The organism is Diaphorobacter sp. HDW4B (assembly GCF_011305535.1).
Classification (GTDB): Bacteria; Pseudomonadota; Gammaproteobacteria; order Burkholderiales; family Burkholderiaceae_C; genus Diaphorobacter_A.
The window spans coordinates 2,012,976-2,036,608 of record NZ_CP049905.1 but is presented as its reverse complement, the minus strand read 5'-3'; the positions used below and the strand labels follow the sequence as shown (position 1 = coordinate 2,036,608).

The following is a 23,633-nucleotide window of genomic DNA, read 5'->3' as shown; positions in this document are numbered from 1 at the left end:
TTTGTTATCTCTGGCCCAGCGCGAATGCCGAGGGACCAGTGGTTGGATGTGCCGTCTGCGGTGTTGTCGCACTCTGTCCGAGCAGACGTTGTGCCAGCAATGCGCCTTCAGTGGCATGGGTGTTTTCAGCAGTTTGCGCAACGCTGGTCAGCACGCGCTGCGCCTCACTGGCGCGCGCATCGAGTTGCAGAGCCAATCCCAGAAAGGCCTGCACCAGATCGTTGTCTTCCTTGTCGGCCAGGCGCACGTTGCGCAGATGCGCCACCGCATCGCCTGCGCGGCCCGCGTTCAGCCACGTCATGGCCAGACCCACGTGGGCGAACGCACGCTCCGCGCGAACGCGCAAAAGCGCGCCGAAGATCACTTCGGCGCGCTTGGCGTCGCCACGCGCAGCGGCGAGAAAGCCGATCTGCGTGAGCAGGTTCACATCATCGGGGTCGAGCATGGTGCGACCTCACTGGATTGCGGCTCATGTGGGCTCCACCGCACCTTCCTTCAGGCGCTGCAGCCAGACCTCGGCGCGCAGGCGGTACTTCAGTTCCGAAGGCTGGTTGGCAAGGCGCACCACGTCCTGCAGGATGCTGATGGCCGATGCCTCCTCGCCACGTCGGGCGAGGTTTTCCGCCACGGCCAGTGCGAGCCGATTGGAGGTGGGCGAGATGTAGAGCGCCAGCGAGTAGTGGCGCAGCGCTTCGTCCGAATCGCCCTCCTGCTCGCAGCATTGGGCAAGGGCTTCCAGAAAACGCGCATCGGTGGGTGCGTAGACCAGCAGCAGGCTGAGATAGTCGCGCGCGGTCTTCACGTGACCGAAGCCGAGCTGCTGCAGCGCGAGCTTGTAGACCAGATCCAGCGTCGGGGCCGACAGGCGCTTGTTGGCGGGCAGCTCGCCCAGCGCCTGCACGTACTGATCCACTTCCGAGAGCAGTTCCTCGGCCAGATCGGGCGTGGTGCTTGTGTTCATGTCTGCGGTCTCCACGTCAGATGTTGTTGTTGATGCGGCGGTTGGTTTCCAGATTCGACTGCTGGATGGCCTGCAGCTTGTCCATCACGTCCCGGATGATTTCCTGATTGCGCTGCATCTGGTCGTTGGCGTCCTGATAAGCGGACTCATGCAACTTGCCCGAGGCGTCCAGCTCGCGGCCGCGGGCATCGGCCAACGCGGCTTCGCGTTCCTCACCGGCGGAGATGAGCTTGCCGATGCCGCCGCCAATGTTGCCGAGCGACTCTCCCGTGGCACTGGAAGTGGAGCCGAAGTTCCCCCAGTTCTTGGATGCCGTCGTATCCACCAGCTTGCTGAACTCCTTGCCCGCGCTGTCCACCTTGGTGATGCTGTCCATCTTCCCCAGAGACTTGAAGGAGCCGAAGGCGCTCATACCTGCGCCGATGCCTTGCACCGTGCCGGTGGCGATCTGCGTCCATGCTTGGATCTGGGCCGCCTTGTAGCGGTGATCGGCGGCGCTCTTCATCTCCTTGGCGGCATCGAGCATGGTGCTGATCTGCGCGCTGGACTCGTCGTTGCGGATCGTGCGATAGGCATTGCGCATGCTTTGCGAGGAACGCTGCATCAACTTCAGAATCTCGAGCATGTCCACGCTCATGTTCTGGGCGCTGAGTGCGTTGAATTCGCGGATGGCGTCCTTGCATTGCGCGATGTTTGCCTTGGTGAAGCCGCTGTTTTCCACGGCATCGCTCGCGCCGCTGCCGATCTCGTCGCCAATGGACTGCAGTGCAGCCTCGATCAACTCGCGGTCATTCACGGAGGCCGTGGCATAGAGCTCGGTGACATAGGCTTCGCTCTCGGCAGCCGTATGCTGTTTGAAGTGGGCCGAGATGTCGGCGCTGAACGGATTGACGGTGGCGTTCATGGGAACCTCTGTGCAATGGGGGTGCGGGTCATTGGGGCATCAGGCCATCGTGCGGCCGATGTTGGACGTGATCTGGGTGCGGCTTGCAGCGCTCTCGGACAGAATCTGCGAGATCGAGGCGAAGCCTTCTTCCAGCTCCTGCAGCACCTTCTTGAGTTGCTCGGTGTCCTCCTCCAGCAGTCGCTGCAGCTTCAGCAGGAAGGCATCCATTTCCTTCTTCTCAGCCTTGGCCTGATCACCGGCCTTCACGTCCTTGGCGATCTCCAGATCCATCACGCCGGAGCCGATGTTCTGCGCTGCGCTGCCCGCCGCGCTGATGGCGTTGATGATTCCGGACACCGCCTTGGCCGATCCGCCGCCGCCGGTCATGACGGTCAGGGCAATGGCCGTGCCGACGGCCGCCGCTGCCGTTGCCACCATGTTCACCCAGCCGAGGACCTCCTTGTTGTCCGTGACGAGCGCTGCCGAGCCGCCGACCACCTTGCTGAACACGGTCGGGTCCACCACCAGGGTGGCGCCGCCGGTCGCCAGCATCACCAGACCGCAGCCCACGATCTGTGCAATGGCCTCGCGCTTTTCTTCCGGGATGGGAAGAATCTGCATCACCTTGTTGGCAACAAAGGTGAAGAGGTCCGAGAGGTCGCCTTGAACGCCGAACTTCTCCAGCACCATCTTGCCTGCCGAATAGGCGAGCGTTGCCACGCCGACCACCGCCACCGCCAGCAGCGGGGAGGCCAAGCCACCCGTGGCCACCGTGGCGACCACCGCCACCACGCAGGCGATGGCCGACGCGATGATGGACAACCAACCAAAGATCGACTTCTTCTTGGCCTTGGCGGCCGCGTCATCGCTGGCCTTGATCCAGTCCTTGATCTTGTCCATGGACTTCTGATTGGCCTGATCGATCTGCGTCTTGCTGAGCTTGATGCCTTCCTTGGCGGTCAGCATCTGCTGCTGCTGCACCTTGTTCTGGATGGCCTGCAGTGCAATCGCCATTTCTTCGGCGGAAAAGCCGGTCATGACGTCGCCGATGGCCGGAGCGCCCATGGCGTTGAAGATGCCGGCCTGTTCGTCGGCGGGCGTGTGGCCCGTGGTGCCGAGGGGCTGGCTTTTGCGTCCGATGTCCCGCGTCAACTCGGGATCGATCTGCTCATCCTGATCGTTGACGATGGGGTTGCCATCGCCCGTCTCTTCCATGGTCTGCAGGCCGCCCATTCCCATGTTGCCCATGCTGCCGACTGTTCTGGTTCCCGTCATGACTTTGCTCCCTGGTGGTGTTGTAGTGGTGGTGGCAGTTCAAAGGGTTGACTTGGCGGACTCTTCATCGAGCTTCGCCAAATCGATGAGTGGGCGCTCGCCTTCGCCGAGCTTCTTCTCGCTCATGTGCTCCAGCAAGGCAGTGGCACGGGCCCGCAGGGCCTCGCGCTCCGGCGTCTGCGTTTGGCGCAGCACCAGCTCCAGCGCCTGGCGAGCTTCGGGGTAGTGGCTCAGCGCCATCAGGCACTCGGCCGTGTGGAAGGTGGGCATGGGGTCCATCAAATCCATGACCGAGGCCACGCTGTAGTACTCGATGGCCTGCTTGTACATCTTGAGCATCTGCATGCTGGACGCCAGCGCGTTGGCAAAGCGCTTCTCATAGGGGCTGCTGGCCGTGAGAAATGCGAACAGGCGCATGGCGTCATCAAAACGCCCCTGGCTGTACAGGCTGTGCGCGAGGGCGTAGACCGCCTCGTAGTCATGCTCGGAAAAATGAAACATGTCGCCCAGCGTGACGCCTGCGGCAAACAGATCGAGCACCTGCGTCTCCAGGTTCGGCGGATGGGCTCCGGCGGCCGATGCGGTTGGGTTGGCTTCCATGATCTACTGCTCCCTGCGAATCACATATTGCGGATGATTCCGCCCTTGGTCTCGGCGAATTTCTTCATGGCGTTGGACACCATGTCGAAGGCCTGATTCATATTGGTCATGAGTTGCTGCAACTCGATCATGTCCAATTGCTGCAGATTGGTGGCGGTATCCACCTTGACCTTCAAGGATTCATTTTCTGTCTTGAGGTCAGAGATGGCTTTGTCAATGGCTGTCTGAGTGTCTTTGCCATTGACTTTCCAGTTTATGGTGGTTTCAATCCGGCCATATACTTGCCATTTGACATTTTCAGGAACTGTGATTTTAAAGTTTCCGTCCGATTGTTTGACTGGAAGAATAGTTACAGAGTCTTTATTAGAAGTGCTATAGGACCAGCCTTCTTTTAAAACGTGAATATCTGTCGTGCCATATACACCCCATCCCATCCCCATTCGTTCATTTAGAAGATCGATTTGTTCATTCGTCAGGGTAACGGAGCCATCTGCGGCTGGGTTTTTTAGAATTTCGAGCAATTTCTCCCCTTTAGGATCCTGGAATTTGGAGGGGTCCACTTGCCCAGTTTTTTCCATCCGCGCTATTTCATTCAGGTTGTCGTTGATCTTGGTGCTGTCGGCACCATGATTGTCGATATTCTTGGCCACCTTCTCCATTTTCTCGCGCAACTTGTCTTCAAGGTCCGTGGCGCGTTTCAATTGGACGAAGTAAAGCATCGTCTCGGTGTCCATCGACTGGAATTCGGCCAGAGTGAGGCTGTCTGCCCTGACGGCTGCATTGAGGTCCATGTTGCTCTCCTGATTGGTTTGCGTGCGGGTCAGCTGATGTGCGCAATCATCCGGTCTTTTTGTTCCTGGATTTTTCGCAATGTATTGGTCATGGTGTCAAAACACTCATTTCGTTTGGACATGAGGTTTTGAAGGCGGGTCATATGCATTTGCTGATCATTGGAAAGACCATCCAGTGTGGATTTGACGTTCTGGATCATCACTTCCAATTCGCCGGGATTTTTATCCGTGAATTTGATATTCAGTTCACTGCACAGGACTCTGATTTTTTCTTTGAACGAATTTGCGGTGGGATCTTTGGGAGGGATGACCTTGCCATCGGTCTTGTACTTGTCATCCATGCCACCATCTTTTCCCTTGTCGTGCTTGCGAACGCAGTTGTTCAAACCACGCAGTTCGCTCAACAAGGCATTGGTCGAGGCGGTTTTGGCATTGTTCAGCTTCATCTCGCGCATTTGGGCCGATACGGCCACATCGAGGTGCTGGGTACGCCTTGTCTGCGATTCCAGCATGGTCATGATGACATCAATATCCGCTGTCTTGGCGTCGACGTTTCCAATGCCGAGCAGGCCGGAATTTTGCAAAGTTATTGAATTGCTGGCGTTTCCCATAATGGCTCTCGTCGGTTGCGAATATCGAGATGGGTGATATTCAGTTCATCGGATGGGCGGTTGGTTCGGCTCGAATCAATCAATCAAATCATGTTGCGTGGCCGGCGGACTCCGCCGCTGACTGGTTTGCTGGCCGCATTGGTCTGCGGGTTGTGGAACTGCAGGCGCATGCGCTCGGCCTCCACTTCGCGCTCGATGGCCAGCATGTCGGCCTCAAAGAGCGCCCGGCCTTCCTTTTCGGCCTGTTCCGAGGCAGCGGTGGAGAGGAACTTGGCTGGGTCAAGGCCATCGCTGCGCAGCTTGGCGTCCGCCTGGTCAATCAGCTGCTGGGCTTCGGCCAGCAGGCGCTCCGATGCAGCGATGATTTCTTGCGGATCCGGACGTGCGGTCATGGCGGTGCTCCTGTGGAAGGGGTTGGTGGTGAGCTGTGTTGCTCGATTGATGGGTAAGTAACCGCCTTCTGCGACCAGTTCCATGCGCCCGGAAAATTTCTGCGAAGGAGCGGTTCGGCGGCCCTGTGCACGGCAGCCATGGACTGGACATGGAACTGGATCTCCTCGCGCGTTACCAAGTGAGCTGAACAGAGCTTCATTGAGCCGCACCATGTCCAAAATCGAAGGTTTCTCCAATTACGCAGCCCAGGGCGACAACGCCCGTGGCCTTGACCGTGGTGGGGGCGCGCGCAGCCGTGGCGAGTTCGAGGGGATGTTGATCGAGGTGGAAGACGAGGCCATGCTGATCACGGAGTCGGCCGAGGAGCTGAGTCTGTTCAACTCGTCCAAGGCCGAGTCCAAGAATGCAGCCGAGCGCAAGAAGGACACGATGCGCTCGCTCGAACGCATGAACAAGGACGAGGTGGCCGAGTGCATGGAGGCCTCGGAAACTTTCGAAAACGCCGAGGAAGAGGCGATGTTCGCCCACCTGATGCTGGCTGGGCGACAAGACCCCGGGCGGCTGGCGCGGCAGAAGTTCGGGCGCGCGTCGGACCAGTTTCTGGCGCTGCAATATGCGTTGAACAAGGGCGAGGAAGAGGGCTCGGATGGCGAGGTGCTGGACGCCATTCGCGAGGCGCTCGATGACCTCGACATGGAGGCCGGCCCGCAGATTCGCGCCGACCTCAACACTCTGGGCGCGGCCAGCGAAGGTATGGGCTCCAAGGAGGAGCTGCAGGAGTTTCAGCAGACCTACACCGACATCGTGCTGGGCGAGCCCACTTTGGTGGGCACGCTGTCGCTGGCGCTGTCGCGCTTCGGCCCCAAGGACTTCGCGGTGGGCATGGACCGCCTCGTCAAGGCATTGGGGCAGGACGTGGCGGCCGCGCGCAGCTCCTGCGATCCCACGCGGCTGCAGAACCTGATCCAGGACCTCTACCACCTGCGCGTGGTGGCCACGGTGCTCGATTCGGCCAAGGAATTGTTCGCGCAACTGGCGGCTCGGCATGGCTCCTTGGGCGGCGATGCCGTGGCGCTGACCAAGGAGCTGGTGACGCTGAGTTCGGAGAAATGGGTGGCCGGCTCGCGCTTTGCGACGCTGGTCGAAAAGCAGGGCGCACGCACGACCGAAGCGCAGATCCACATGTTGACCGGCCTGAAGTCGCTGATGCGCAGCATGCCTGAGCGCGTCTTTGTCGATGCCGATCAGCGCCAGGGCGTGCTCAATGCCCTGCAGGACGCACTGGACAAGGCAATTGAACGTGAAGAGGAAGGTGGGTGATGGCTAACTTTCAACAGGCGCTGGCAGATTTCTGCCACGAGGTGGGGCTGGATGCGGCCGAACTGGGTTCGGGCGATGAGGTGCAGTTCCGCATGGGCGACGAAAGTCTGCTCGGCGTGGTGCAGTCCGAGGACGATGTGCTGGTGCTGTGGTCGCAGCCGCTGCGCTATGACATGGAACGCACGCTGCTGGAGCAGATGCGTGCTGCAGCCTCGATCCGCAGTGCGCGGCATCCGTTGCAAGTGGGCTTGCGTGCGACGCCTGCAGGCCATTGGCTGGTGCTGGGCACGCGCCTGCCGCAGGATGCGGTGACCGCGCGGGCGATCCGTGATTGCTATGACTTTTTGCGCCAATGGCACCAGTCGGCGGTGGCTCACGCATGACGTGATGCGGGCGTGCAAGGAGGCGTGCAAGGTTTTTGCGGCGGGATGGAACTAGTGGGGCGCGTTGGTTACTCATTCGCTACGCAGCCGGATTTCTGATCTCTTTTCCCGGTCATTCCTTCCGGCCCATTCATTCGTCAACCTGCCCATCGAGGACGTCACGCGCCATGAACAAGATCACCCCAGGCAGTCAGGGCCTGAACTTTGACAAGGGTATCGAGAGCATCACCTACACGCGTGATCAGGCGGACATGAGCCTGCCGGAGCGCTCGCTCTCCGCGCCGCCCGACAGCGAGATTCGTGCCCAGCTCTCGTTGCTGCTGGAACGCCAGACGCTCGACGATGCGATCTCGTCGTCACTGCGCCCGACCATGGTGGATCGTGATCTGCTGGTTCCGGTGAAGTTCGGGCAGGCGCTGACCGGAGCCCTGGATCGCATCAAGAATGCTGCGGCGCAGCGGGCCGATGGTGGCGAGGGCTCGGAGGAGCAGCTGCGTGTGCTCAATCGCGCCTCGCGACTGCTTGCCGATGAAGTGAGCCTGCGCGAACTGGTGACGATGTATCGCAGCGCTCTGTATCAGGGATGAGTGCGATGAGCGATTTGAGTGATGTGAGCGATGCCGCAGGACCTGTGAGCCAGGCCGAGTCGCCGGAGCCCGCCACGAGGGTGCGCGACCGCGAAGCCGTGGAGCTGGAGCTCATGGATTTGCTGGCCTACATCTATCTGCAGAACGGCTTGCCGGACAAGGCCGCCGTGCTGGCGGCTGCGCACGATGTATTGCAGCCCGAACAACCCCGGGTGCTGATGACGCTGGCCGTGGCGCAACTGCGGGCCGCCAAGCCGCAGCGCACGCTGGACACGCTGGACCGCCTTGCCATTCTGGGCGCCATGGACGCCACCTTCCATCTGGTGCGCGGGCAGGCGCTGCAAGCGCTGGGTCGCCATGAAGAGGCGGCCAGCGCGATGCGCGCGTTTGTCGCCATGCGGCCGGCCGATTCCGCAGACACCACACAAGACTCCGAACCTCAGGCCGCCACTCGCTGACCATGACCCAAGCCACTGCCACCTTCGGAGCCCGTGCACAGCGTGCCGTGCAGCTCATCACCAGCCGCAACGACCTGATCCTGGCGTTCTTCCTCGTGGCGGTGATCTTCATGATGATCCTGCCACTGCCGACCTGGCTGGTGGACGCGCTCATCGGCATCAACATGACGATCTCGGCCATCCTGCTGATGGTGGCCATGTACCTGCCGTCGCCTCTGGCGTTTTCGTCGTTCCCTTCGGTGCTGCTGGTGACCACGCTGTTTCGACTCGGCATCTCGATCGCGACCACGCGGCTGATTCTGCTGCAGGGCGATGCGGGCCACATCATCTACACCTTCGGCAACTTCGTGGTCGGCGGCAATCTGGTGGTGGGTCTGGTGGTGTTCCTGATCCTGACCATCGTGCAGTTCGTGGTGATCACCAAGGGCGCGGAGCGCGTGGCCGAAGTGGCGGCGCGTTTTTCGCTCGACGCGATGCCGGGCAAGCAGATGTCGATCGACGGCGACATGCGCGCGGGCACCATCGACATGGACGAGGCCAAGCGCCGCCGCGGCATCGTGGAGAAGGAAAGCCAGCTCTACGGCGCGATGGACGGTGCGATGAAGTTCGTGAAGGGCGACGCGATCGCGGGCCTGATCATCGTGGCGGTGAACCTGCTGGGCGGCATCGTGATCGGCACCATGCAGCGCGGCATGACGGCGGCCGATGCGGCCAAGCAATACTCGGTGCTGACCATCGGTGACGGCCTGATCGCGCAGATTCCGGCACTGTTCATCGCCATCTGCGCGGGCATGATCGTCACGCGCGTGCAGACCGGCGACGGGCCCTCCAACGTCGGCAAGGACATTGGCCAACAGATTCTGGCGCAGCCACGCGCGCTGTTGATCGCCGCAGCAGTGGCGCTGGGCATGGGGATGATTCCCGGCATGCCGATTGCCGTGTTCCTGACACTCGCGGTGGTGATCGGTGGCATCGGCTTTGTGATCATGCGCAGCACGCGCAAGGTGGTCGATGAGAAGACCGGCGAGTTGACCGAGGTGCCCGCCATGGCCGCCGCTGGCGAGAAGCCGAGGAAGAAGGCGGTCGACGGCTCCGAAGAGTTCGCGCCGACGGTGCCGCTGTTGATGGATGTGTCCTCGCATTTGCAGAAGGCGTTCGATGCGGAGATCCTCAACGAGTCGCTGCTCAAGATTCGGCGTGCTCTGTACTTCGATCTGGGCGTGCCCTTTCCAGGCATCCAGTTGCGTTTCAATGACTCGCTGCCGGACGAGGCCTATCAGCTCATGCTCTCCGAAGTGCCGGTATCGCAAGGGCGTTTGCGCCCCGGTTATCTGCTGGTGCGTGAGAACCTTTCGAATCTCGATGCGCTGCAGATTCCGTATGAGACGGATCGCGACTTTCTGCCGCATATCTCCACCGTCTGGACGCCCGAGAGTTCGCGAGAGTCGATGCAGAAGGCGGGCATTCCTTTCATGGACACCAACGAGGTGCTGACGTATCACCTTGCGTTTGTGCTCAAGAAGTATTCGGCGGATTTTCTCGGCATTCAGGAAACGCGCTTCCTGCTCACGGCGATGGAGAACCGCTTCCCGGATCTGGTCAAGGAAGTGACGCGCGTGCTGCCGATTCAGAAGATCGCGGAAATCCTGCAACGTGTAGTGTCCGAAGACATTTCGGTGCGCAATCTGCGTGCGATTCTGGAGGCGTTGATCGAGTGGGGGCAGAAGGAAAAGGACTCCGTGCTGCTCACCGAATATGTGCGCTCCTCACTCAAGCGCCACATCAGCCACAAGTATTCCAGCGGCCAGAACGTGCTCGCGGCCTACCTGCTTGCGCCCAACGTGGAGGACACGGTACGCGGAGCCATCCGTCAAACGTCGGCGGGCAGCTATCTGGCGCTGGACCCGGCGGTTGGCAAGCAACTGGTGGACAACATCAAGCGTGCAGTGGGGGATCTGGGTGCCAGTGCGCAGCGGCCAGTGCTGCTGACATCGATGGACATTCGCCGCTACTTGCGCAAGATGATCGAGCAGGACCTGTACGAGCTGCCGGTGCTGAGCTATCAGGAGCTCACGCAGGAAATCAACATTCAGCCGTTGGCAAGAATCGACTTGTGATGCGTTGCCCGACCCTCATCACCCAAGTTCTGGTTCGCCGGCACAGGCATGCGCTTGCCTGTGCAGGTCGGCGGCGATCACACCTTGGTGATGCCTTCTTCCAACGTGGGCGCAACGGCAAACAGGGCCAGGAAACCGCTCATCTCGAACACCTCGCGCACCATGTCCTGCAGGCCGACGAGCACCATCTTGCCCTTGCTTGCACGCAGCTTCTTGCCAGCCACCAACACCACGCGCAGACCTGCGGAGCTGATGTAGTCGAGGCTGGTGAAATCGAGCACCAGGCGTTGTGTGCCGGTGTCCAGTTGCTCGGTGATGAGTCGCTCCATCTCGGGGGCACTGCTGCTGTCCAGACGGCCACGGGGACGCACGATCAACAGGTCTTCGCGGCGTTCTTGTTCGAGATTCATGAAAGCGATCCTTCGGGAATGAGCAGTACTGAGAGTTTGAAAGATGGGTTCGCTGCATTGTATGGAACATGTGTGGTGAAAGCACGCGGAAACTGCGTGGCCGTGGTGTCCACGTCGCAGCACGGAGGACGTCATGAGTGACATGGTGGAGTTGCGTGTGTTGAGCGGTCGCCATGCTGGCGCACGTGTTCCCGTCAGCGGCGGCGAGAGCATTGGCGGCGGTGATCTGTGCGATCTGGTGCTCACCGACATGGGCATGGGCGAAGACATCGTCGCGTGGCTGTGGTTGCATGCGGGGCTGTGGCGACTGAGTGCCGAGAAACCTTCGGCGCAAGAGCTGCCAGCCGAAGGTGACAGCCATGCGCTGGGCAGCGTGGCCTATCTGGGCGATGTGGCGCTGACTGTGTGCCAGCCCGAAAGTCCCTGGCAGCAGGCGCAAGCGCAGCGAGCCATCGCCAAGGCGAGCCAGCCCGCGACAGCCGCCGAGGGCGCTGAAGCCGATGCCGTGCAGACACCGCAAGCCGATGCGCAGGATGTGGTGGTGCGGTCGCCTTTGAAGGCTGCGGCAAGCGCTGAGCCGAAGGTGTCCGCTCAAGCGACGAACAGCGCAGGCAAGCGCGTGCCGGTGTGGTGGTTCATTGCGTTGGCCTTGCTGGCTTTGTTGATAACGGTTCTGTGGAATGTGCTGCGTGGCGCGGGGCCTGCGCCGGTGCCAACGGCGTTGCAGCAGCCAGCGATCGATGCCAAGGCGCAGCAGCAACTGGTGAGCGAGGCGCAGCGTCTGATCCAGGGTGTGAGACCGACGCCGAAGTTGCTGGTGGAGCCGCTGGCTGATGGGCGCATCCGCGTCGCTGGTTGGGTGGCGAATGTGGCCCAGTTGGATCAGTTGGCCGAGAGGCTTGCGGTGCTGCGCCCGCTGCCGCAACTGGCGGTGCGCAACGCGGCCGATCTGCGTGATGAACTGCTGGAGGCGGCGCGCACTGCAGGCGTGCGCCATGCGGCGTTCGAACTCGGTGCCGATGGGCAATTGCAGATGCAGGGATTGGTGACGGACAGCGCCGCACGCGAACACGCGTTGCAGGCTGTGCGTGCGCTGATGCCCAAATCCTTGCTCGTCAGCGACGGCTTGCGCATGGCGGCGACGCAAGGCGAGGCGCTGCGGCTGTGGCTTGAAAAAGCCGGCTTCCCCGGTGCCAGGGCCGAGTGGCGTGATGGGCGCATGCGTCTGTCGCTGCCCCTTGATCCACGCGAGCGCCCGCGCCTTGAAAACCTGCTGGCGCGCAGTGACAACCCGTTGGCCGATTTGCCTTTCACTTTGCAAGTGCAGGAACTGGCCGTCTCGGAGTCGTCACGTGCAGTGGGTGCGCCAGTGCAGCGGCTGATCCATGTAAGCGCTGCGCCATTGCCGTTCAAGGTGCGCAGCGTGGTGGGCGGCGGCAACCCTTATGTGGTGATTGGCGACGGGACGGTGCTGCAAGTGGGTGGGCAGCGTGGCGGCTGGCGACTTGAGTCCGTGGAGCCTGATCGGCTGACCTTTGCCGGGCCGCGCACACTGGTGCTGGCGCGTTGATGTGATGCGCCGATGTGATGGGCCAACCGATGGGATGAACATGAAGACGAACCTGATATTGCCGTCCGCACTGGAGCAGTCGCAGATGCCTGCGCTGAGCGAGCTGGAGGCCGGACTCGCCGGTCCGGCTGCAGCCGAAGTGCGCGCCGCGGCACTTGCCCGGATCGGCGTGCTGGAGTTGCGACTCAAGCAGACGCTGGACCGCGGAGTGCCCAGCAAGGATTTTTCACAATACAGCGAGCTGTTGGCCGCTTGCCAAGCATCGCGGGAAGTACTACAAATTGTGGCTCGCGCCACCAACCCTGCCGGGGCTTGAGGCCCACGGTTTTTTTGAAACCTGAATAGGAGAGCGAAATGTCATCAATCAGTGGTTTGACCTTCAGTTCCATTGCCAACGCGCTGGGCTCGGCGAGCAACAATCTTGAGACGGGGCTGAGAAGCCGACTGGAAGGTTTGCAGAACGAGTCGAACGTCAGCACGGCCACCATGCTGGAAGTGCAGCAGCAATTGCAGCAGTGGACCATGATGACCCAGGTGCAGAGCACGGTGGTCAAGGAGCTGGGCGACACGCTCAAGGGCGTGGTGCAGAAGGCGGCTTGATTTGCGGGGCTGACAACCCCCTCTCTTTTTTTCAACTTTGTTGCGCAGGACTTCATTGGATTGGAACGCAAAGGCATGCACGGTTACTCATCGTGCATGACCCGACCAACATGCCGAACGCATGTGCGGTCCACGGTCTTTCCTTCTTTACACAGGAGACTGTCCAATGGAGCATTCCACTTCTGCTCGGCTCTCGCACGAGGCGCAGCAGGCCATCGATGAGGCCCTTCAGGCGCTGGAGACGGCGCAGCGCATGCGCGCGCAGCGAGGTCTGCCTGCGACCAACTCGCGTGCCTATCTGGAAAGCCTGTTGACTCCAGAGCAACTGGCCGAAGTGCGCTCACGCTTCGCGGCCGATATGGAACAGGTGCAACGCGACGCCAAACACCGCAGCAGCTTCAGCGTGCGCTCGACTCTGGGTGCATTGGGCGCAGCCGTGGCGCGCCGCCGTCATCAGACCATCTGAGTTCCCAATACCAACCGCATCAGGAGATCGAAATGAGCATCGACAACACCAGAGGGCCAAGCACTCCAAACATCCTCCATGCGCTCTCGGAAGTGCAGGAAGCGGGCGCGGGCATCAGTGCGCAGTCTGCTCAGCAGCTTCTGTACGGCGCGATGATGGAGGATGAAATCACCAACTGCATCAATCAGTTGACGGCCAGTTTTTCCATCAAACCGCAGTTTCCCGGTGGGATGCCGCCCATCTCGAATTGCCCACCGGAAGAAGGTCTGCTGGAGGCGTCGAGCATGCCGATGACTTCGCTGTCGATGCAAGCCGGGCGCCGGCTTCCGGGGGCTGCCGAGTTGAGCCCCAACGAGAAGAATCAGAAAACCTGGGATGCCTATGGCGTGGGTCAGCCAGATGAGACCGACGAGCCGCTGCCCAGCCCATCCACGGCCAAAGACATGGAAATCTCCAAGGCCGTGAAAGAACGTCTCGACAACTTCTGGGACGGAATGATGACGGACTTTGAAGAGCGCGAAGGCGTCGACAAGGTGCAGTACGAGTACGACCGGGACATGAGCTATCTGCTGAGCGAAGGTGCCAAGCTGCTCAAGAGCACGCAAGGTGCCAGCGAGTGGACGGGCTTCAATCTGCTCAACGATGTGCGTCACTTCCTGTCGGATGCGAAGGCGCGTGTCGAGTCACAGTATGAGAAGGGCATGGCTGCGGCGCAGGGTGCGGGCGCCAGCTCAGGCGGCAATGAAGCCTTCCTCGTCGCCAAGCTGCGCGACCTTGCGCAACTGGTCAAAAAGAATCTGGACTGAGGCATGCAGGTGTCTCAGTGGCTGACGGTGCTCTGAGACGCTGCCAGGTTCGGCGCGTTGATCACCTCGGCCACATTCAACAGCAGCATCGGCGGATAGAGCGTCAATGCACTTGCGGTGCGCATGTTGATCAGCAGTGAAAAGCGCTGCAGGCTGGACGCCGGAATGGCCGAGGGGGACTGCTTGTCCACCAGCACGCGCTTGGCCATGGAGCCTGCGAACGCGCCGATGTTGTTTCCGTTGGCGAACAGGCCGAACATGCATCCCGATTGACGGACGATGCTTTCGGTGGCGCAGAACGTGGGCAGCTTGTGCGCGAGCGCGGCTTGCGTGACCTCGTCGCGATGCGCATAGGCGAGATAGGTGATCGGGCCGATGTAGAGAAAGTCCGCGCCTTGCTCGGCAACCTTGGCGATCGCCGGTTGTATGCCCGCAGCGTCCGGATCACCATTGGTCAGTTGCGGCAAGGTGGCGGTGACGACATCGAATTGCTGCTCGCGTGCCAGCGCCATGAGCTGCGAGAGGATCAGCTGCGAGTTGGGCTCGGACGGGTTGTGCACGTAGCCCAGTTTCTTGAACGGCCGATACGCGCGGATGGCGTTGAGCTGCACGGTGAGCGGCGCAACATGGCTCACGCCGGTGACGTTGCGACCGGGCTTGGCGAGCGAAGTGATCAGGCCCGCGCCGACCGGATCGGTGACCTCCGTGAACACGATGGCGGTGTCGCGGATGCCGTCCTTCGAATCGTGATGCCCGGCCAGCGCCAGCGTGGTGGGTGTGCCCCAGGAATAGATCAGATCGGGCTTGGCGGCGCGCACTTGTTCTCTGAGTGCGGGAATGTCCTGTGCGTCGCCCGAGTATCGAATCGGCACGTAACGCACCGACAGACCCTGGCGCTGCAGATAGTTGGTGAAGCCAGCTTCGATGTTCTGGTTGTCGCGCGGCAGCACCATGGCGATGGTGTAGGTCTTGGCGGCTGCGCTGTCCGGCGATTGGGCCAGCACCATCGATGACGGGCCCATGGCAGCGATGGAAAGACAGACTGCAAGACCCCGGCGAAGCCAGCGTGATGGAGTGTGGGATGCAGGCATGCGAGCTCCTGACGGCTGGGAGATCATGATGTGGATGGGTTGAGTTCGTGTCATGGCTGCGGTGCTCCGGATGCGCCGACATGCGCGGGTTTGCGCAGCCCGGCCATCATGGCCAGCGTGGCCGTTGCGACGATCAGGCCCACGGCCAGCACGGCACCTGCATAGCCCCAGGCGGTGATGGCGACTGCGGTCACAAACGGTGCGACGATGCTGCCCGCTCGCTCGATGAAGCGGAATGCGGCGAGTGCCTGTTCGGGTGAGGCCGATGATTCTTGCGTGCCCTGACGCGGCTCGAACACTTCGGTCGCGAGGGCGATCTGCGGCGCGGATTGGAACGCCTGCCCCAGTCCCAGCAAGGCACAGCAGACAGCCATGCCGGTGGCACCGTCGAACAGCACCATCGACGCGCAGGCCAGCACGCTGAGCAGGCCACCCAGATAGATGAAGGATTTGCGCTGCCCGGTGATGTCGGACCAGTGCGCGACCAGAGTGGACGTGGCGGCAAAGCACAGAAAGTACAGCAGCAGCACGCGCCCGGCCACGGCGGGGGGCTGCTGCAATGCGCTCATGTACAGCGGCACCACGACCGACAGCACGGTCACGGCGACCAACCGCGCCGGCAGTGCCGCGCCGAGAATCACCATGATGGCGCGCGGCTCGCGCAGCACCGCCATGTAGCCGCGCCAGCCGCCGGTGGTGGCAAGGCCTGCGGACTGATTGGCGACGACCGCCTGTCTGCGTATCGACAGCCGCAGCGCCACGAGTGCCGCTGCGATGAGGCACAGCGCGCAGGCCACGAAGCCGACGGCGTCTCCTGCGCGGGCCGCGATCATTCCGCCGAACGGTGGCCCGACGATGCCTGCGGCGACGATGGCGGCGGAGATTTCGGAGAGCCCGCGCGCGCGTCGTTGTCCGGGTGTGATGCGCACCACCGCCGTCTGCGCGATGATGAAACCAAGACCGTAGGCCACGCCCGCCAGCGCGCGCAGCGCGACGAGCGAATGCACATCGCGCGCCATCGAGGTTGCGGCCATGGCGCAGGTGCCGACCAGCGCCACGGCCATCAGGCTCCAGCGCAGATCGAAGCGCCGCACGATGCTGGGCCCCGCCACCTGCGTGAGTGCCAGCGTGGCCATGAAGGCGGCCACGGGCATGCCTGCCACCATGGCGGGCGAGAGGCGCGAATCGGCGGCCTGCACCTCGCTGGCGAAGACCGTGAAGAACGGGCGCAGCAACTCTTCGGACAGCGCGATGAGAAACACCGTCAGGCGCAGCAAGGTGATCTGGCCCGATACCCACGCAGGCGATTGCGTGTTGTCCGCATCGTGGGTCTTCTGCGGCGCGATGGTCGATTGCAGTTGCTGCAGACACTCCTTCGCCAGACGGGCATCGTTGTCGGCAGTCTGCGGCAGGACCGTATGGTTGCGCTCCCAAACTGTGCGGATGCGCTGCCAGATGCGGCCTTCCTCGAACTGCAGCAAGGGATGCAGCAGCGACTTGCGCCACAGCCCGCGTGTCACCTCGCGCATGAGCACGATGGCGATCACAAAGGCCAGCACCAGATCGATCACCATGCCGCGCAATTGCCCATCCACATAGTTGTGGGAGTAGCCCACGGCGAGCGAACCGGAGCCTTGCTGTTTCAGCGCGATGGTCTGGCGTTCAAGGCTGGCCGCACTCAGTGGCGCGTGGGCAAGTGCGTTGGCCCAGGTGATGTGCGCCGTGTTCTCATGTGCGCCGCGCAGGGCGATGTAGCTGAGCTCGGGTGCCTGTTCGAGCTTGGTCGCAAACAGCTCCTGCAAGCCATGGAGATGCGTTTGCGGTATGCCCAGGCGCAATGCGCGATCGATCTCCGAGCCCAGTGTCTGCGCCACGTCGCGGGCATTGTTTTCGAGCTGCTGCGACACCAGCGGACGCACGGCCTCGCGTGCCGACCACACCATGCCCATGGGTGCCAGCGTCAGCACGAGCAGGCACAGCGCGACGGCCGTGGCGCGGACATGGGGCCGATGGCGAGCGCTGCCGGAGCGCTCCAGCGACGCGAGCACCTGTCTGCTCCACTGCAGCAGCGCCCACCACATCACGACGAATGTGGTGAGTGCCAACGGCAGTCCGCGCAACAGCATCGTGAACGCGGCGTCTCGGGCCTGTTCTCGAATGGCTTGCAGATCGAACGCAGCCCATGTCACGGCGACAGCCGACCCGCTGGCATCGCGCAAGGCCGAGCCCATCAGGCTGGCGGTGGGCGTGCTGCGGGTGGTGGTGAGCGGTGTCGATGAGGCGAGCAGCGCAGCAGTCCATGGCGCTTGCACCAACCGCTGATAGCTGCGCGGACCTTCGCTTGCAAGCAGCTCGCCGCGATCCGACGTGACCCAGATGGCCCGCATGAGCGGCTCCTGCGCCAATGCTCTGCCGAGTTGACCTTGCAGACCTTGCTGGTCCGAAAGCCCCACGCCAAAACGCAGACCACGCTCCGATTCGCTGTTGACCTGCAGAACGAGACGCGCAACGCGTTCCTGCGAGAGCTGGGTCAGCAATTGCTCGGTGCGCCATGCGATCAACAGCAGCGAGAGACCGAACAGCATCAGCGTGAAGATGGCCGCGCAGAGCAGTGCCTCGCGGCGCAGCCGCAGCGCGATGGTGGGTGCAAGGCCGATCGGTGCCGACGCCACGGTGCGCGAATTCATGGCGGTGCCGATGTGTTTGAACCGCAGCGCTGTGCAATGTCACGTGGCGTGTTTATCATTCGCAGCACAGCGTGCATCGCGCTGCGATCAACGCAGGAGAGTTCTTGATTTCCGACGCAGAGTCCCTCATCGCCATACCGCCGCAGTTGCCTCCGGCCTCGGCCTTCTCGCATCTGCCGCAGGTCACCACGCGTGTGCTGACGGCGCAGGACCTGGTGCAATGGCAAGGCTTGCGCGACGAGGTGATCCGCGATCTTCCGAACCCCGATTTCTATGTGCGCGAGGACGACGAGGCGGCCTTCTTCACCGCACACACCGGCCATCGTGGACAGACCATCGGCGTCTACCATGGAGAGCAGTTGATCGCCTACGCGATGGTGGGTTTTCCGCAGCCGCAGGATGCCGGCCATCTTGGCGTGGTGCTGGGGTTGGCGGCGCCTTTGCTCGACAAAGTCGCGCACATTTCGAGCTGCATGGTGTTGCCGCAATGGCGTGGCAATGGGCTGCAGCGCACCTTGCTGGCGGTGCGTCTGGCCATGTCGCAGGCGCAGGGCAGGCCGTACTGCCTGGCGATGGTGTCGCTGCACAATCATCGCAGCCGCCACAACCTGATGCGTCAGGGAATGCACATCGGCTGGACGGGTGACATCGATGGTCTCAAGCGCCATGTGATGCGCATCGATCTGCATCGCGGTGCGCACTTCGACATGGCGGACGAGCGACTCATCGACAGCGCCGATCTGGACGCGCAAAGCCGTGCGACGCGCAACGGCTATGTCGGCGTGGCCGAACTGCGCCGCGACGACGACCTCGTGACGCTGCGCTACGTGCGGGCGTTGCATCATGGCGCGACCCCTCTGTAGGTGAGCGCGACAACGGTGATGTCATCCGCTTGCGCGGCACCGGCTTCAAAGCTGCGCACAGCCTGCACCAGATGCTCTGGCACTTGTGCGGTGGAAAGATCGGCAGTGCGCGCATGAAGCGCATCGAGCAAGGCGGGCTCACCAAACAATGCGCCCGCGTTGTTGGTGGCTTCGGTCACGCCATCGGTATAGAGCACCAGTGATTCGCCGACGGCAAGCTGCACTTCGCTCTCTTCGTAGTCCTGCTCCTCCAGCACGGCCAGCGCCATGTTCTGGCCCGACGGGAAATACTCAGCCTGTCCGGAGCGCACACGCACAGGCGGGTTGTGGCCCGCGTTCACATAGCTGAAACGCCCCGTTGGCAGATGCAGCACGCCGTAGAACACGGTCACGAACATCATCTGGTCGTTCTCTGCGCACAGTTGATCGTTGAGCGCCGAGATCGTCTTGCCGGGCGTCTTGTAGTGCATCGCATTGCTCTTGAGCAGCGTGCGCGAGATCGCCATGAAGAACGCGGCGGGAACGCCTTTGCCGGACACGTCGGCCACGATCACGGCCAGGTGCTCGTCGTCGATGGAGAAGTAGTCGTAGAAGTCTCCGCCGACCTCCTTGGCTGGAATCATCCGCGCGGCAATTTCGACCTCGCTGATTGAAGGCGCTGTGCGCGGCAGGATGGACAATTGCATCTGGCGCGCGATTTCCAGCTCCTGCTGGAGACTGGCGAACAGCGCCTGTGTCTGCATGGCCGCCTGCAGTTCGCGCAGCAGCTTGAGCAGACGGTTCTGCTGCGTGCTCACCAGGCCGGACATGCGGCCAAGAATGCCTGCCAGATCGGCCAACTGGTTGGGCGTGTCGACGCCGCTTGAAGCGGGCAAGGCTGGCGATTCGTTGCGCGAGCCGAGCGCCGACAGAATCTCTTCGCGCGAGGTCGGGTCGAGGCTGTCCGCCAGCGTGCGCAACTGGTCGCGGATCAGCCGCTCCTGTTGCACGCGCGTGCGCACGCGCTCCTGGCGCAGCGTGTCCAGATTGAGCAGCTCGGTGCGGATGGCGACCACGCCTCGGGCGATGGCTCCGGCTTCGTCTTCGCTGTCCTCGTCACCATCATCGAGCGCCGCGTCGATGCGCCCGTTGGACAAGGCCTTGAGCACGTTGACCGAGCGCTTGAGCGGCTCCATCGCGTGGTGCACATAGAGTGCGATCGCCAGCACCAGCATCGCGGCAAAGCACAACGCTGCGGCCAGCGACAGCGCGTTGAAGAGCCGGTCCGAACGATGGCTTGCCGTGACATCCTGCACCCACACCAGCGCACCGACAACACGTTGATCGAAGTTGCGAACCGGCTGGCTGATGATCTGCAGCGCGTGGCCCTGAAGTTCTCCTTCGCCAACGGTGTCGATCTGCGCACGCGGTGTGCGCACGGGCACGTCGGGGACGAGGTTCTTGAGCACACCCGCATCGGTGCCGATGGCGTAGGCACCGCGCATATTGCTCAAAAAAATCCGGCCGCCGAGGTAGTCGGACAAGGCGCTCAGATGCGGTGCGACGTCCTGCCCGATGGCGATGGCACCATGGTCGAAACCGATGATCTTCACCCATTCGTATCGCTGCGGTGCAAGCTGGATGAGCGACTGCACCTCCTCGTCCATCGAGTGGGCGCGTTGAATCCAGCCGATCTCGGCCATCGGCTGCGGGTCGAGCGATGTCTCGGTGGTGGCAAGCAGCGAGCCGCGCGGCGAAAGCACGTCGATGCGCATGCCGGGGCTCGCCTCGCGCACAGTGCGAGCGAGCAGGGCTTCGATGCGCATCGTGGCTTGCGGGTCGCGCACGTTCTGGAAGTCCGGGTTCTCCAGCAGCCTGCGCGCGACGGCTTCCAGATTCTCCAGTTGCTCGCTTTGCAGCTTGTCCCAGGCGATGCGCTGGTTCTGCAGCAGGGCATCGTTGTAGCGCTGCTGCCAGCGTTGCTCGCCGAGCCAGCCCGTCAACGTCAACGCGCCGACCAGCAATGCCATCGCCAGAAGCAGGATCAGCAGAATGCGTCGCTTAAGCTGCATCGGATGCTCCGGGTGAGTCTGGCGCTGTGTTCAAACCAACGGCTTGATGCGCGAGCTTCCAAAGCCCCGCGCCCAGCAGTGCGCAGGCCGCAAGCGGCAGGCTGATGGGCGGCAGTGAAAGCTGCAGCAACCACATGGCGGCCGATGCGCCCAGCGTCACCGCGATGAGATGGTGCGGTGCCTTCGGTTCGTGCCAGGGTCCGTTGGACTTGAGCATGCAGCCCAGCACCCAGCCTTGCGCCAGTGCGGCCACGCATGCGATGCCACTGTGCAGCAGCGCACTGTCTTTCAACAACTGGCTGAGCATCCACAGCAGAGCGCACAGCAGCAGCATGACGAGCAGTTGTCTGCTGCGCAGAATGGGTCGGTACAGACCCGCCATGACGCCGATGCCGAGCATGCCGTTGATTGCAATGCTGGCAGTGCCCCATGTGAGCGAGTCGAGCAGCATTGCCAGCACGCCGGTCGCTGCTGCAGCCGACAGCGCGGGCGAGATGCGGAACGCGGGCTGTGCGGAAGACGCGCCCAACGCCATGCGCCATGCGCTGCGTGGTGCGTTCCACTGCAGCAGATGCACTATGCAGCAGAGTGCGGGCAGCATCAACGCGGCCGCGCCGAGTCGCTCGCCCAAGGCGCTTTGCGTGACGGCGGCAAGCGCTGGTGCCATCCACAGCAGTGCAATGCTCCATGCGCCGATGGCGGCGACGGGCCAGTGCGGAGTGGCGGCGATCGTGCTGCCGCCGCGTTGCATCTGCACCTGCATGCAGGCGAGCAAGGCCGCGCCTGCCATGGCACCGCCAAGCAGCGGCATGGCGAGCAGGTCGGCGTTGACGGCAAGGCGCTCCAGCCAACCCATGGACCATGCAATGCCCAGTCCGCACAGCGCGATGCAGCAAGCCATCAAGCTGACATGCGGGCGCAGGCGTGTGCGACTGATCAGCAGGGCACCCACGACGGCGCAGGCAACGAAAAGCGGCAGACGCCAGGTCTGCACCCAGGTCTGCAAGGGCGTTGTGGCCGCATCGCTTGTCGCGAGCATGGTCATGGCCATGCTGCTGATGGACACCAGCAGGCAGGCCCAGAACGCCTGCGCTTGCGCGGCGACGACGCGAATCTGCAGCAGGCCGTTGTCTGCAAACCGGTCCCGGCCTTCGGCTTCGTGCAGCAGTTGATCGAGGCGGTCGCGTCGGGACGATTGCGGCTCGGTCACCCGCAGCGAGGCGATGAGGCGGCGCACGCGCACCAGCGTTTCGTGGACATGGCGTGTGGCATGTCCCAGGTTCTGCACGCGCAAGTCATATTCGCGGCGTTGGGCGATGACGAATGAGCTGTCGAAGCGCCCGTTGAGAATCGCGCGCGTGCCCAGACGTGCAGCGAAATTGCGCAGCAGCGGGCCTTGCGCTTCGCTGAAACGCGCGGCAAGAAATGCCAGCGCGGACAGCAGAATGATCACCGGAACCAGCAGCATCGCCGTGCTTGCGGCAAAGGACTGCAGGTCGCTCGATTGCAGTTCCAGACGCACGCTGGCCAATGGTTGGCGAGAGTGCATCGCAACCGGCGCGTTGGCCTGTGCGGCGTTGCTTGCGTCACTGTTGGCGATGTTCGCACGCGCTTGCCACAGCACCTTGCCATCGGCATTCAACAGTGCGATCGATGCGATGTCCGCGTGCGTCTTGAGTCGGTGTTCAAGAAACGCCTGCATGCCCTGCAATTGCTCCAGCGGCACGCCAACCGCCAGCGCATGCTCGACGCGCTGCGCCACCGATTGCGCAAGCAACTGCGCGCGCGCAGTCTCGCTGTCCATTCGCAGTTGGTGCAGCAGGCGGTATGTGACGCCACTCAGCGCGAGACTGGTCAGCAGCAGAAGCAGCAATCCCATCCAGCCGAGACGTTGCGATGTGCTGTGCTGCCTGGTCATTCCGCAGCCTCCATGGCGTCGAGTTTGGCAAGGCATTCATCGAGGCGCGCGCGCACCTCGGTGGCCTTGGCGTTCGATGCGTTCAACACGCCTGTCCGTTCCGCTTCCAGATGCCGGTATTGCGGTGCGAGCGCCCAACGCGCGGCAAGCAACGAGACCATGGCGAGCACGGCAAGCGAGGCCAACGCCGCCATCCACAGCGGCATGCCGACGCGCAGCGCTGCAGCGCTCAGGCGCGATGGCGGTGCGGCATAGGTCGCCGTCACATGGCCGATCACTTCGCCGAACGCGTTGTGCAGCAACACACCGCTCACAGTCTCGTTGTCGATGACCGTGCTCCAGCGATGATTGCCGTGCACGCCTGCATCGGCGGCCGTGGTGACTGCGGCCTGCCAGCGCTCGCCCACGGCACCACGATCGGTGCTGAACAATGCGACGCCGTTGCGGCTCACGACATCGATGGCGTGCAGCGATGCGTCGGCCGCCAGAGCGGCTTCCAGCTTGAAGGTGATGCCGTGGTTTTCCGCCAGATCGAGGCCGAGCGCGATGTCGGTTTCGATCGTTTCCTGCAGCTCTGCAATGGTCAGCGACACGCGCGATTGCTGGATGCTGTCCACCTCGCGGCCATAGACCTGCAGCAGCAATGCAGCGATCAGCAGCACGCCCGCGCTGATCATCAGCCACCACAGTCCGGCCACTTCCAGCAGCGCATTCAGCGTGGGTTTTTGTGTGTTGTCGGTGTCACGAACACTGGCGGAAATCGGATTGCTCATGCCACAATGCCCCCGT

General features: G+C 62.5%; 25 protein-coding genes. 11 read left to right on the top strand and 14 right to left on the bottom strand.

Translation table 11 applies throughout. The annotated features are described in order from the left end of the window. Positions 1–4: 4 nt before the first annotated feature. The 8 genes from G7048_RS09410 to G7048_RS09375 all read right to left on the bottom strand — a co-directional run bounded on the left by G7048_RS09410 (position 5) and on the right by G7048_RS09375 (position 5,516). Positions 5–445, bottom strand: a complete 441-nt coding sequence (locus G7048_RS09410; RefSeq protein ID WP_166067883.1) for a hypothetical protein — start codon at positions 443–445, stop codon at positions 5–7. A gap of 24 nt (positions 446–469) precedes the next feature. After that, positions 470–961, bottom strand: a complete 492-nt coding sequence (locus G7048_RS09405) for a lipopolysaccharide assembly protein LapB (protein ID WP_166067882.1) — start codon at positions 959–961, stop codon at positions 470–472. A gap of 16 nt (positions 962–977) precedes the next feature. Further along, a complete protein-coding gene (locus G7048_RS09400) occupies positions 978–1,865 on the bottom strand; it encodes a hypothetical protein (protein ID WP_166067881.1) in 888 nt (295 codons plus the stop codon). 39 nt (positions 1,866–1,904) lie between these two features. Further along, positions 1,905–3,122, bottom strand: coding sequence for a type III secretion system translocon subunit SctE (gene sctE, locus G7048_RS09395; RefSeq protein WP_166067880.1), 1,218 nt, complete (start codon positions 3,120–3,122; stop codon positions 1,905–1,907). Positions 3,123–3,161: 39 nt separating this feature from the next. Beyond that, entirely contained in the window at positions 3,162–3,722 is a 561-nt protein-coding gene (locus G7048_RS09390; protein WP_166067879.1) for a SycD/LcrH family type III secretion system chaperone, read from the bottom strand. A 20-nt stretch (positions 3,723–3,742) separates the two neighbouring features. Then, complete coding sequence (locus tag G7048_RS09385) at positions 3,743–4,513, bottom strand: hypothetical protein (protein ID WP_166067878.1); 771 nt, start codon at positions 4,511–4,513, stop codon at positions 3,743–3,745. 29 nt (positions 4,514–4,542) lie between these two features. Further along, positions 4,543–5,124: a hypothetical protein gene (locus tag G7048_RS09380; protein ID WP_166067877.1), complete on the bottom strand. Its 582-nt coding sequence runs from the start codon at positions 5,122–5,124 to the stop codon at positions 4,543–4,545. An 83-nt stretch (positions 5,125–5,207) separates the two neighbouring features. Then, positions 5,208–5,516, bottom strand: a complete 309-nt coding sequence (locus tag G7048_RS09375; protein ID WP_166067876.1) for a hypothetical protein — start codon at positions 5,514–5,516, stop codon at positions 5,208–5,210. 211 nt (positions 5,517–5,727) lie between these two features. Between G7048_RS09375 and sctW the strand changes: the two genes are divergently transcribed. From sctW to sctV, 5 genes are all read left to right on the top strand, one after another. Then, positions 5,728–6,837 (top strand): type III secretion system gatekeeper subunit SctW, encoded by a 1,110-nt coding sequence (gene sctW, locus G7048_RS09370; protein WP_166067875.1) that lies wholly within the window; start codon positions 5,728–5,730, stop codon positions 6,835–6,837. Further along, on the top strand, positions 6,837–7,220 hold the full coding sequence (locus G7048_RS09365; protein ID WP_166067874.1) for a hypothetical protein: 384 nt from the start codon (positions 6,837–6,839) through the stop codon (positions 7,218–7,220). Before sctW ends, G7048_RS09365 begins: the two co-directional genes overlap by 1 nt. A 167-nt stretch (positions 7,221–7,387) precedes the next feature. After that, entirely contained in the window at positions 7,388–7,807 is a 420-nt protein-coding gene (locus G7048_RS09360) for a hypothetical protein (protein WP_166067873.1), read from the top strand. 5 nt (positions 7,808–7,812) lie between these two features. Next, positions 7,813–8,265, top strand: a complete 453-nt coding sequence (locus G7048_RS09355; protein ID WP_240933224.1) for a hypothetical protein — start codon at positions 7,813–7,815, stop codon at positions 8,263–8,265. A gap of 2 nt (positions 8,266–8,267) precedes the next feature. After that, a complete protein-coding gene (sctV, locus tag G7048_RS09350) occupies positions 8,268–10,382 on the top strand; it encodes a type III secretion system export apparatus subunit SctV (protein ID WP_166067872.1) in 2,115 nt (704 codons plus the stop codon). 77 nt (positions 10,383–10,459) lie between these two features. Here sctV and G7048_RS09345 read toward each other — a convergent pair whose 3' ends face one another. Next, positions 10,460–10,792 (bottom strand): STAS domain-containing protein, encoded by a 333-nt coding sequence (locus tag G7048_RS09345; protein WP_166067871.1) that lies wholly within the window; start codon positions 10,790–10,792, stop codon positions 10,460–10,462. 133 nt (positions 10,793–10,925) lie between these two features. Between G7048_RS09345 and sctD the strand changes: the two genes are divergently transcribed. The 5 genes from sctD (at position 10,926) to G7048_RS09320 (ending at position 14,234) form a co-directional block, all read left to right on the top strand. Beyond that, positions 10,926–12,362 carry a type III secretion system inner membrane ring subunit SctD gene (sctD, locus tag G7048_RS09340; protein ID WP_166067870.1) on the top strand — a complete coding sequence of 479 codons (1,437 nt, stop codon included), beginning with the start codon at positions 10,926–10,928 and terminating at the stop codon, positions 12,360–12,362. Positions 12,363–12,402: 40 nt separating this feature from the next. Next, positions 12,403–12,678 (top strand): hypothetical protein, encoded by a 276-nt coding sequence (locus G7048_RS09335; RefSeq protein WP_166067869.1) that lies wholly within the window; start codon positions 12,403–12,405, stop codon positions 12,676–12,678. Positions 12,679–12,716: 38 nt separating this feature from the next. After that, the gene (locus tag G7048_RS09330) at positions 12,717–12,962 is read left to right on the top strand and encodes an EscF/YscF/HrpA family type III secretion system needle major subunit (RefSeq protein ID WP_166067868.1); all 246 of its coding nucleotides are present in this window, start codon (positions 12,717–12,719) and stop codon (positions 12,960–12,962) included. Between the two features lie 166 nt (positions 12,963–13,128). Next, complete coding sequence (locus tag G7048_RS09325) at positions 13,129–13,428, top strand: hypothetical protein (RefSeq protein ID WP_166067867.1); 300 nt, start codon at positions 13,129–13,131, stop codon at positions 13,426–13,428. A gap of 32 nt (positions 13,429–13,460) precedes the next feature. Next, entirely contained in the window at positions 13,461–14,234 is a 774-nt protein-coding gene (locus G7048_RS09320) for a hypothetical protein (protein WP_166067866.1), read from the top strand. A gap of 14 nt (positions 14,235–14,248) precedes the next feature. Here the strand turns inward: G7048_RS09320 and G7048_RS09315 are convergent, their stop codons facing one another. Together G7048_RS09315 and G7048_RS09310 are read right to left on the bottom strand one after the other, a co-directional pair. Then, positions 14,249–15,325, bottom strand: coding sequence for an ABC transporter substrate-binding protein (locus G7048_RS09315; protein ID WP_166067865.1), 1,077 nt, complete (start codon positions 15,323–15,325; stop codon positions 14,249–14,251). 50 nt (positions 15,326–15,375) lie between these two features. Next, positions 15,376–18,012, bottom strand: a complete 2,637-nt coding sequence (locus G7048_RS09310; protein WP_166067864.1) for an MFS transporter — start codon at positions 18,010–18,012, stop codon at positions 15,376–15,378. A gap of 104 nt (positions 18,013–18,116) precedes the next feature. On the opposite strand from G7048_RS09310, the gene G7048_RS09305 reads away from it, so the two are divergent. Next, positions 18,117–18,875 (top strand): GNAT family N-acetyltransferase, encoded by a 759-nt coding sequence (locus G7048_RS09305; protein WP_166067863.1) that lies wholly within the window; start codon positions 18,117–18,119, stop codon positions 18,873–18,875. Here the strand turns inward: G7048_RS09305 and G7048_RS09300 are convergent. From G7048_RS09300 to G7048_RS09290, 3 genes are read right to left on the bottom strand one after another with little or no spacing between them, the layout of a single operon-like run. Then, on the bottom strand, positions 18,854–20,926 hold the full coding sequence (locus G7048_RS09300; protein ID WP_166067862.1) for a PP2C family protein-serine/threonine phosphatase: 2,073 nt from the start codon (positions 20,924–20,926) through the stop codon (positions 18,854–18,856). The two genes, G7048_RS09305 and G7048_RS09300, sit on opposite strands and share 22 nt — an antisense overlap. Next, entirely contained in the window at positions 20,916–22,844 is a 1,929-nt protein-coding gene (locus G7048_RS09295; protein ID WP_166067861.1) for a hypothetical protein, read from the bottom strand. Before G7048_RS09295 ends, G7048_RS09300 begins: the two co-directional genes overlap by 11 nt. Continuing rightward, positions 22,841–23,617, bottom strand: a complete 777-nt coding sequence (locus G7048_RS09290; protein WP_166067859.1) for a hypothetical protein — start codon at positions 23,615–23,617, stop codon at positions 22,841–22,843. The genes G7048_RS09295 and G7048_RS09290 overlap by 4 nt, the downstream gene beginning before the upstream one ends. Positions 23,618–23,633 lie beyond the last annotated feature (16 nt).

What these genes read in the sequence shown, in the direction of transcription:
- G7048_RS09410 (WP_166067883.1), bottom strand. Translation starts at nt 445, where the DNA reads ATGCTCGACCCCGATGATGTGAACCTGCTCACGCAGATCGGCTTTCTC.
- G7048_RS09405 (WP_166067882.1), bottom strand. Translation starts at nt 961, where the DNA reads ATGAACACAAGCACCACGCCCGATCTGGCCGAGGAACTGCTCTCGGAA.
- G7048_RS09400 (WP_166067881.1), bottom strand. Translation starts at nt 1,865, where the DNA reads ATGAACGCCACCGTCAATCCGTTCAGCGCCGACATCTCGGCCCACTTC.
- sctE (WP_166067880.1), bottom strand. Translation starts at nt 3,122, where the DNA reads ATGACGGGAACCAGAACAGTCGGCAGCATGGGCAACATGGGAATGGGC.
- G7048_RS09390 (WP_166067879.1), bottom strand. Translation starts at nt 3,722, where the DNA reads ATGGAAGCCAACCCAACCGCATCGGCCGCCGGAGCCCATCCGCCGAAC.
- G7048_RS09385 (WP_166067878.1), bottom strand. Translation starts at nt 4,513, where the DNA reads ATGGACCTCAATGCAGCCGTCAGGGCAGACAGCCTCACTCTGGCCGAA.
- G7048_RS09380 (WP_166067877.1), bottom strand. Translation starts at nt 5,124, where the DNA reads ATGGGAAACGCCAGCAATTCAATAACTTTGCAAAATTCCGGCCTGCTC.
- G7048_RS09375 (WP_166067876.1), bottom strand. Translation starts at nt 5,516, where the DNA reads ATGACCGCACGTCCGGATCCGCAAGAAATCATCGCTGCATCGGAGCGC.
- sctW (WP_166067875.1), top strand. Translation starts at nt 5,728, where the DNA reads ATGTCCAAAATCGAAGGTTTCTCCAATTACGCAGCCCAGGGCGACAAC.
- G7048_RS09365 (WP_166067874.1), top strand. Translation starts at nt 6,837, where the DNA reads ATGGCTAACTTTCAACAGGCGCTGGCAGATTTCTGCCACGAGGTGGGG.
- G7048_RS09360 (WP_166067873.1), top strand. Translation starts at nt 7,388, where the DNA reads ATGAACAAGATCACCCCAGGCAGTCAGGGCCTGAACTTTGACAAGGGT.
- G7048_RS09355 (WP_240933224.1), top strand. Translation starts at nt 7,813, where the DNA reads ATGAGCGATTTGAGTGATGTGAGCGATGCCGCAGGACCTGTGAGCCAG.
- sctV (WP_166067872.1), top strand. Translation starts at nt 8,268, where the DNA reads ATGACCCAAGCCACTGCCACCTTCGGAGCCCGTGCACAGCGTGCCGTG.
- G7048_RS09345 (WP_166067871.1), bottom strand. Translation starts at nt 10,792, where the DNA reads ATGAATCTCGAACAAGAACGCCGCGAAGACCTGTTGATCGTGCGTCCC.
- sctD (WP_166067870.1), top strand. Translation starts at nt 10,926, where the DNA reads ATGAGTGACATGGTGGAGTTGCGTGTGTTGAGCGGTCGCCATGCTGGC.
- G7048_RS09335 (WP_166067869.1), top strand. Translation starts at nt 12,403, where the DNA reads ATGAAGACGAACCTGATATTGCCGTCCGCACTGGAGCAGTCGCAGATG.
- G7048_RS09330 (WP_166067868.1), top strand. Translation starts at nt 12,717, where the DNA reads ATGTCATCAATCAGTGGTTTGACCTTCAGTTCCATTGCCAACGCGCTG.
- G7048_RS09325 (WP_166067867.1), top strand. Translation starts at nt 13,129, where the DNA reads ATGGAGCATTCCACTTCTGCTCGGCTCTCGCACGAGGCGCAGCAGGCC.
- G7048_RS09320 (WP_166067866.1), top strand. Translation starts at nt 13,461, where the DNA reads ATGAGCATCGACAACACCAGAGGGCCAAGCACTCCAAACATCCTCCAT.
- G7048_RS09315 (WP_166067865.1), bottom strand. Translation starts at nt 15,325, where the DNA reads ATGCCTGCATCCCACACTCCATCACGCTGGCTTCGCCGGGGTCTTGCA.
- G7048_RS09310 (WP_166067864.1), bottom strand. Translation starts at nt 18,012, where the DNA reads ATGAATTCGCGCACCGTGGCGTCGGCACCGATCGGCCTTGCACCCACC.
- G7048_RS09300 (WP_166067862.1), bottom strand. Translation starts at nt 20,926, where the DNA reads ATGCAGCTTAAGCGACGCATTCTGCTGATCCTGCTTCTGGCGATGGCA.
- G7048_RS09295 (WP_166067861.1), bottom strand. Translation starts at nt 22,844, where the DNA reads ATGACCAGGCAGCACAGCACATCGCAACGTCTCGGCTGGATGGGATTG.
- G7048_RS09290 (WP_166067859.1), bottom strand. Translation starts at nt 23,617, where the DNA reads ATGAGCAATCCGATTTCCGCCAGTGTTCGTGACACCGACAACACACAA.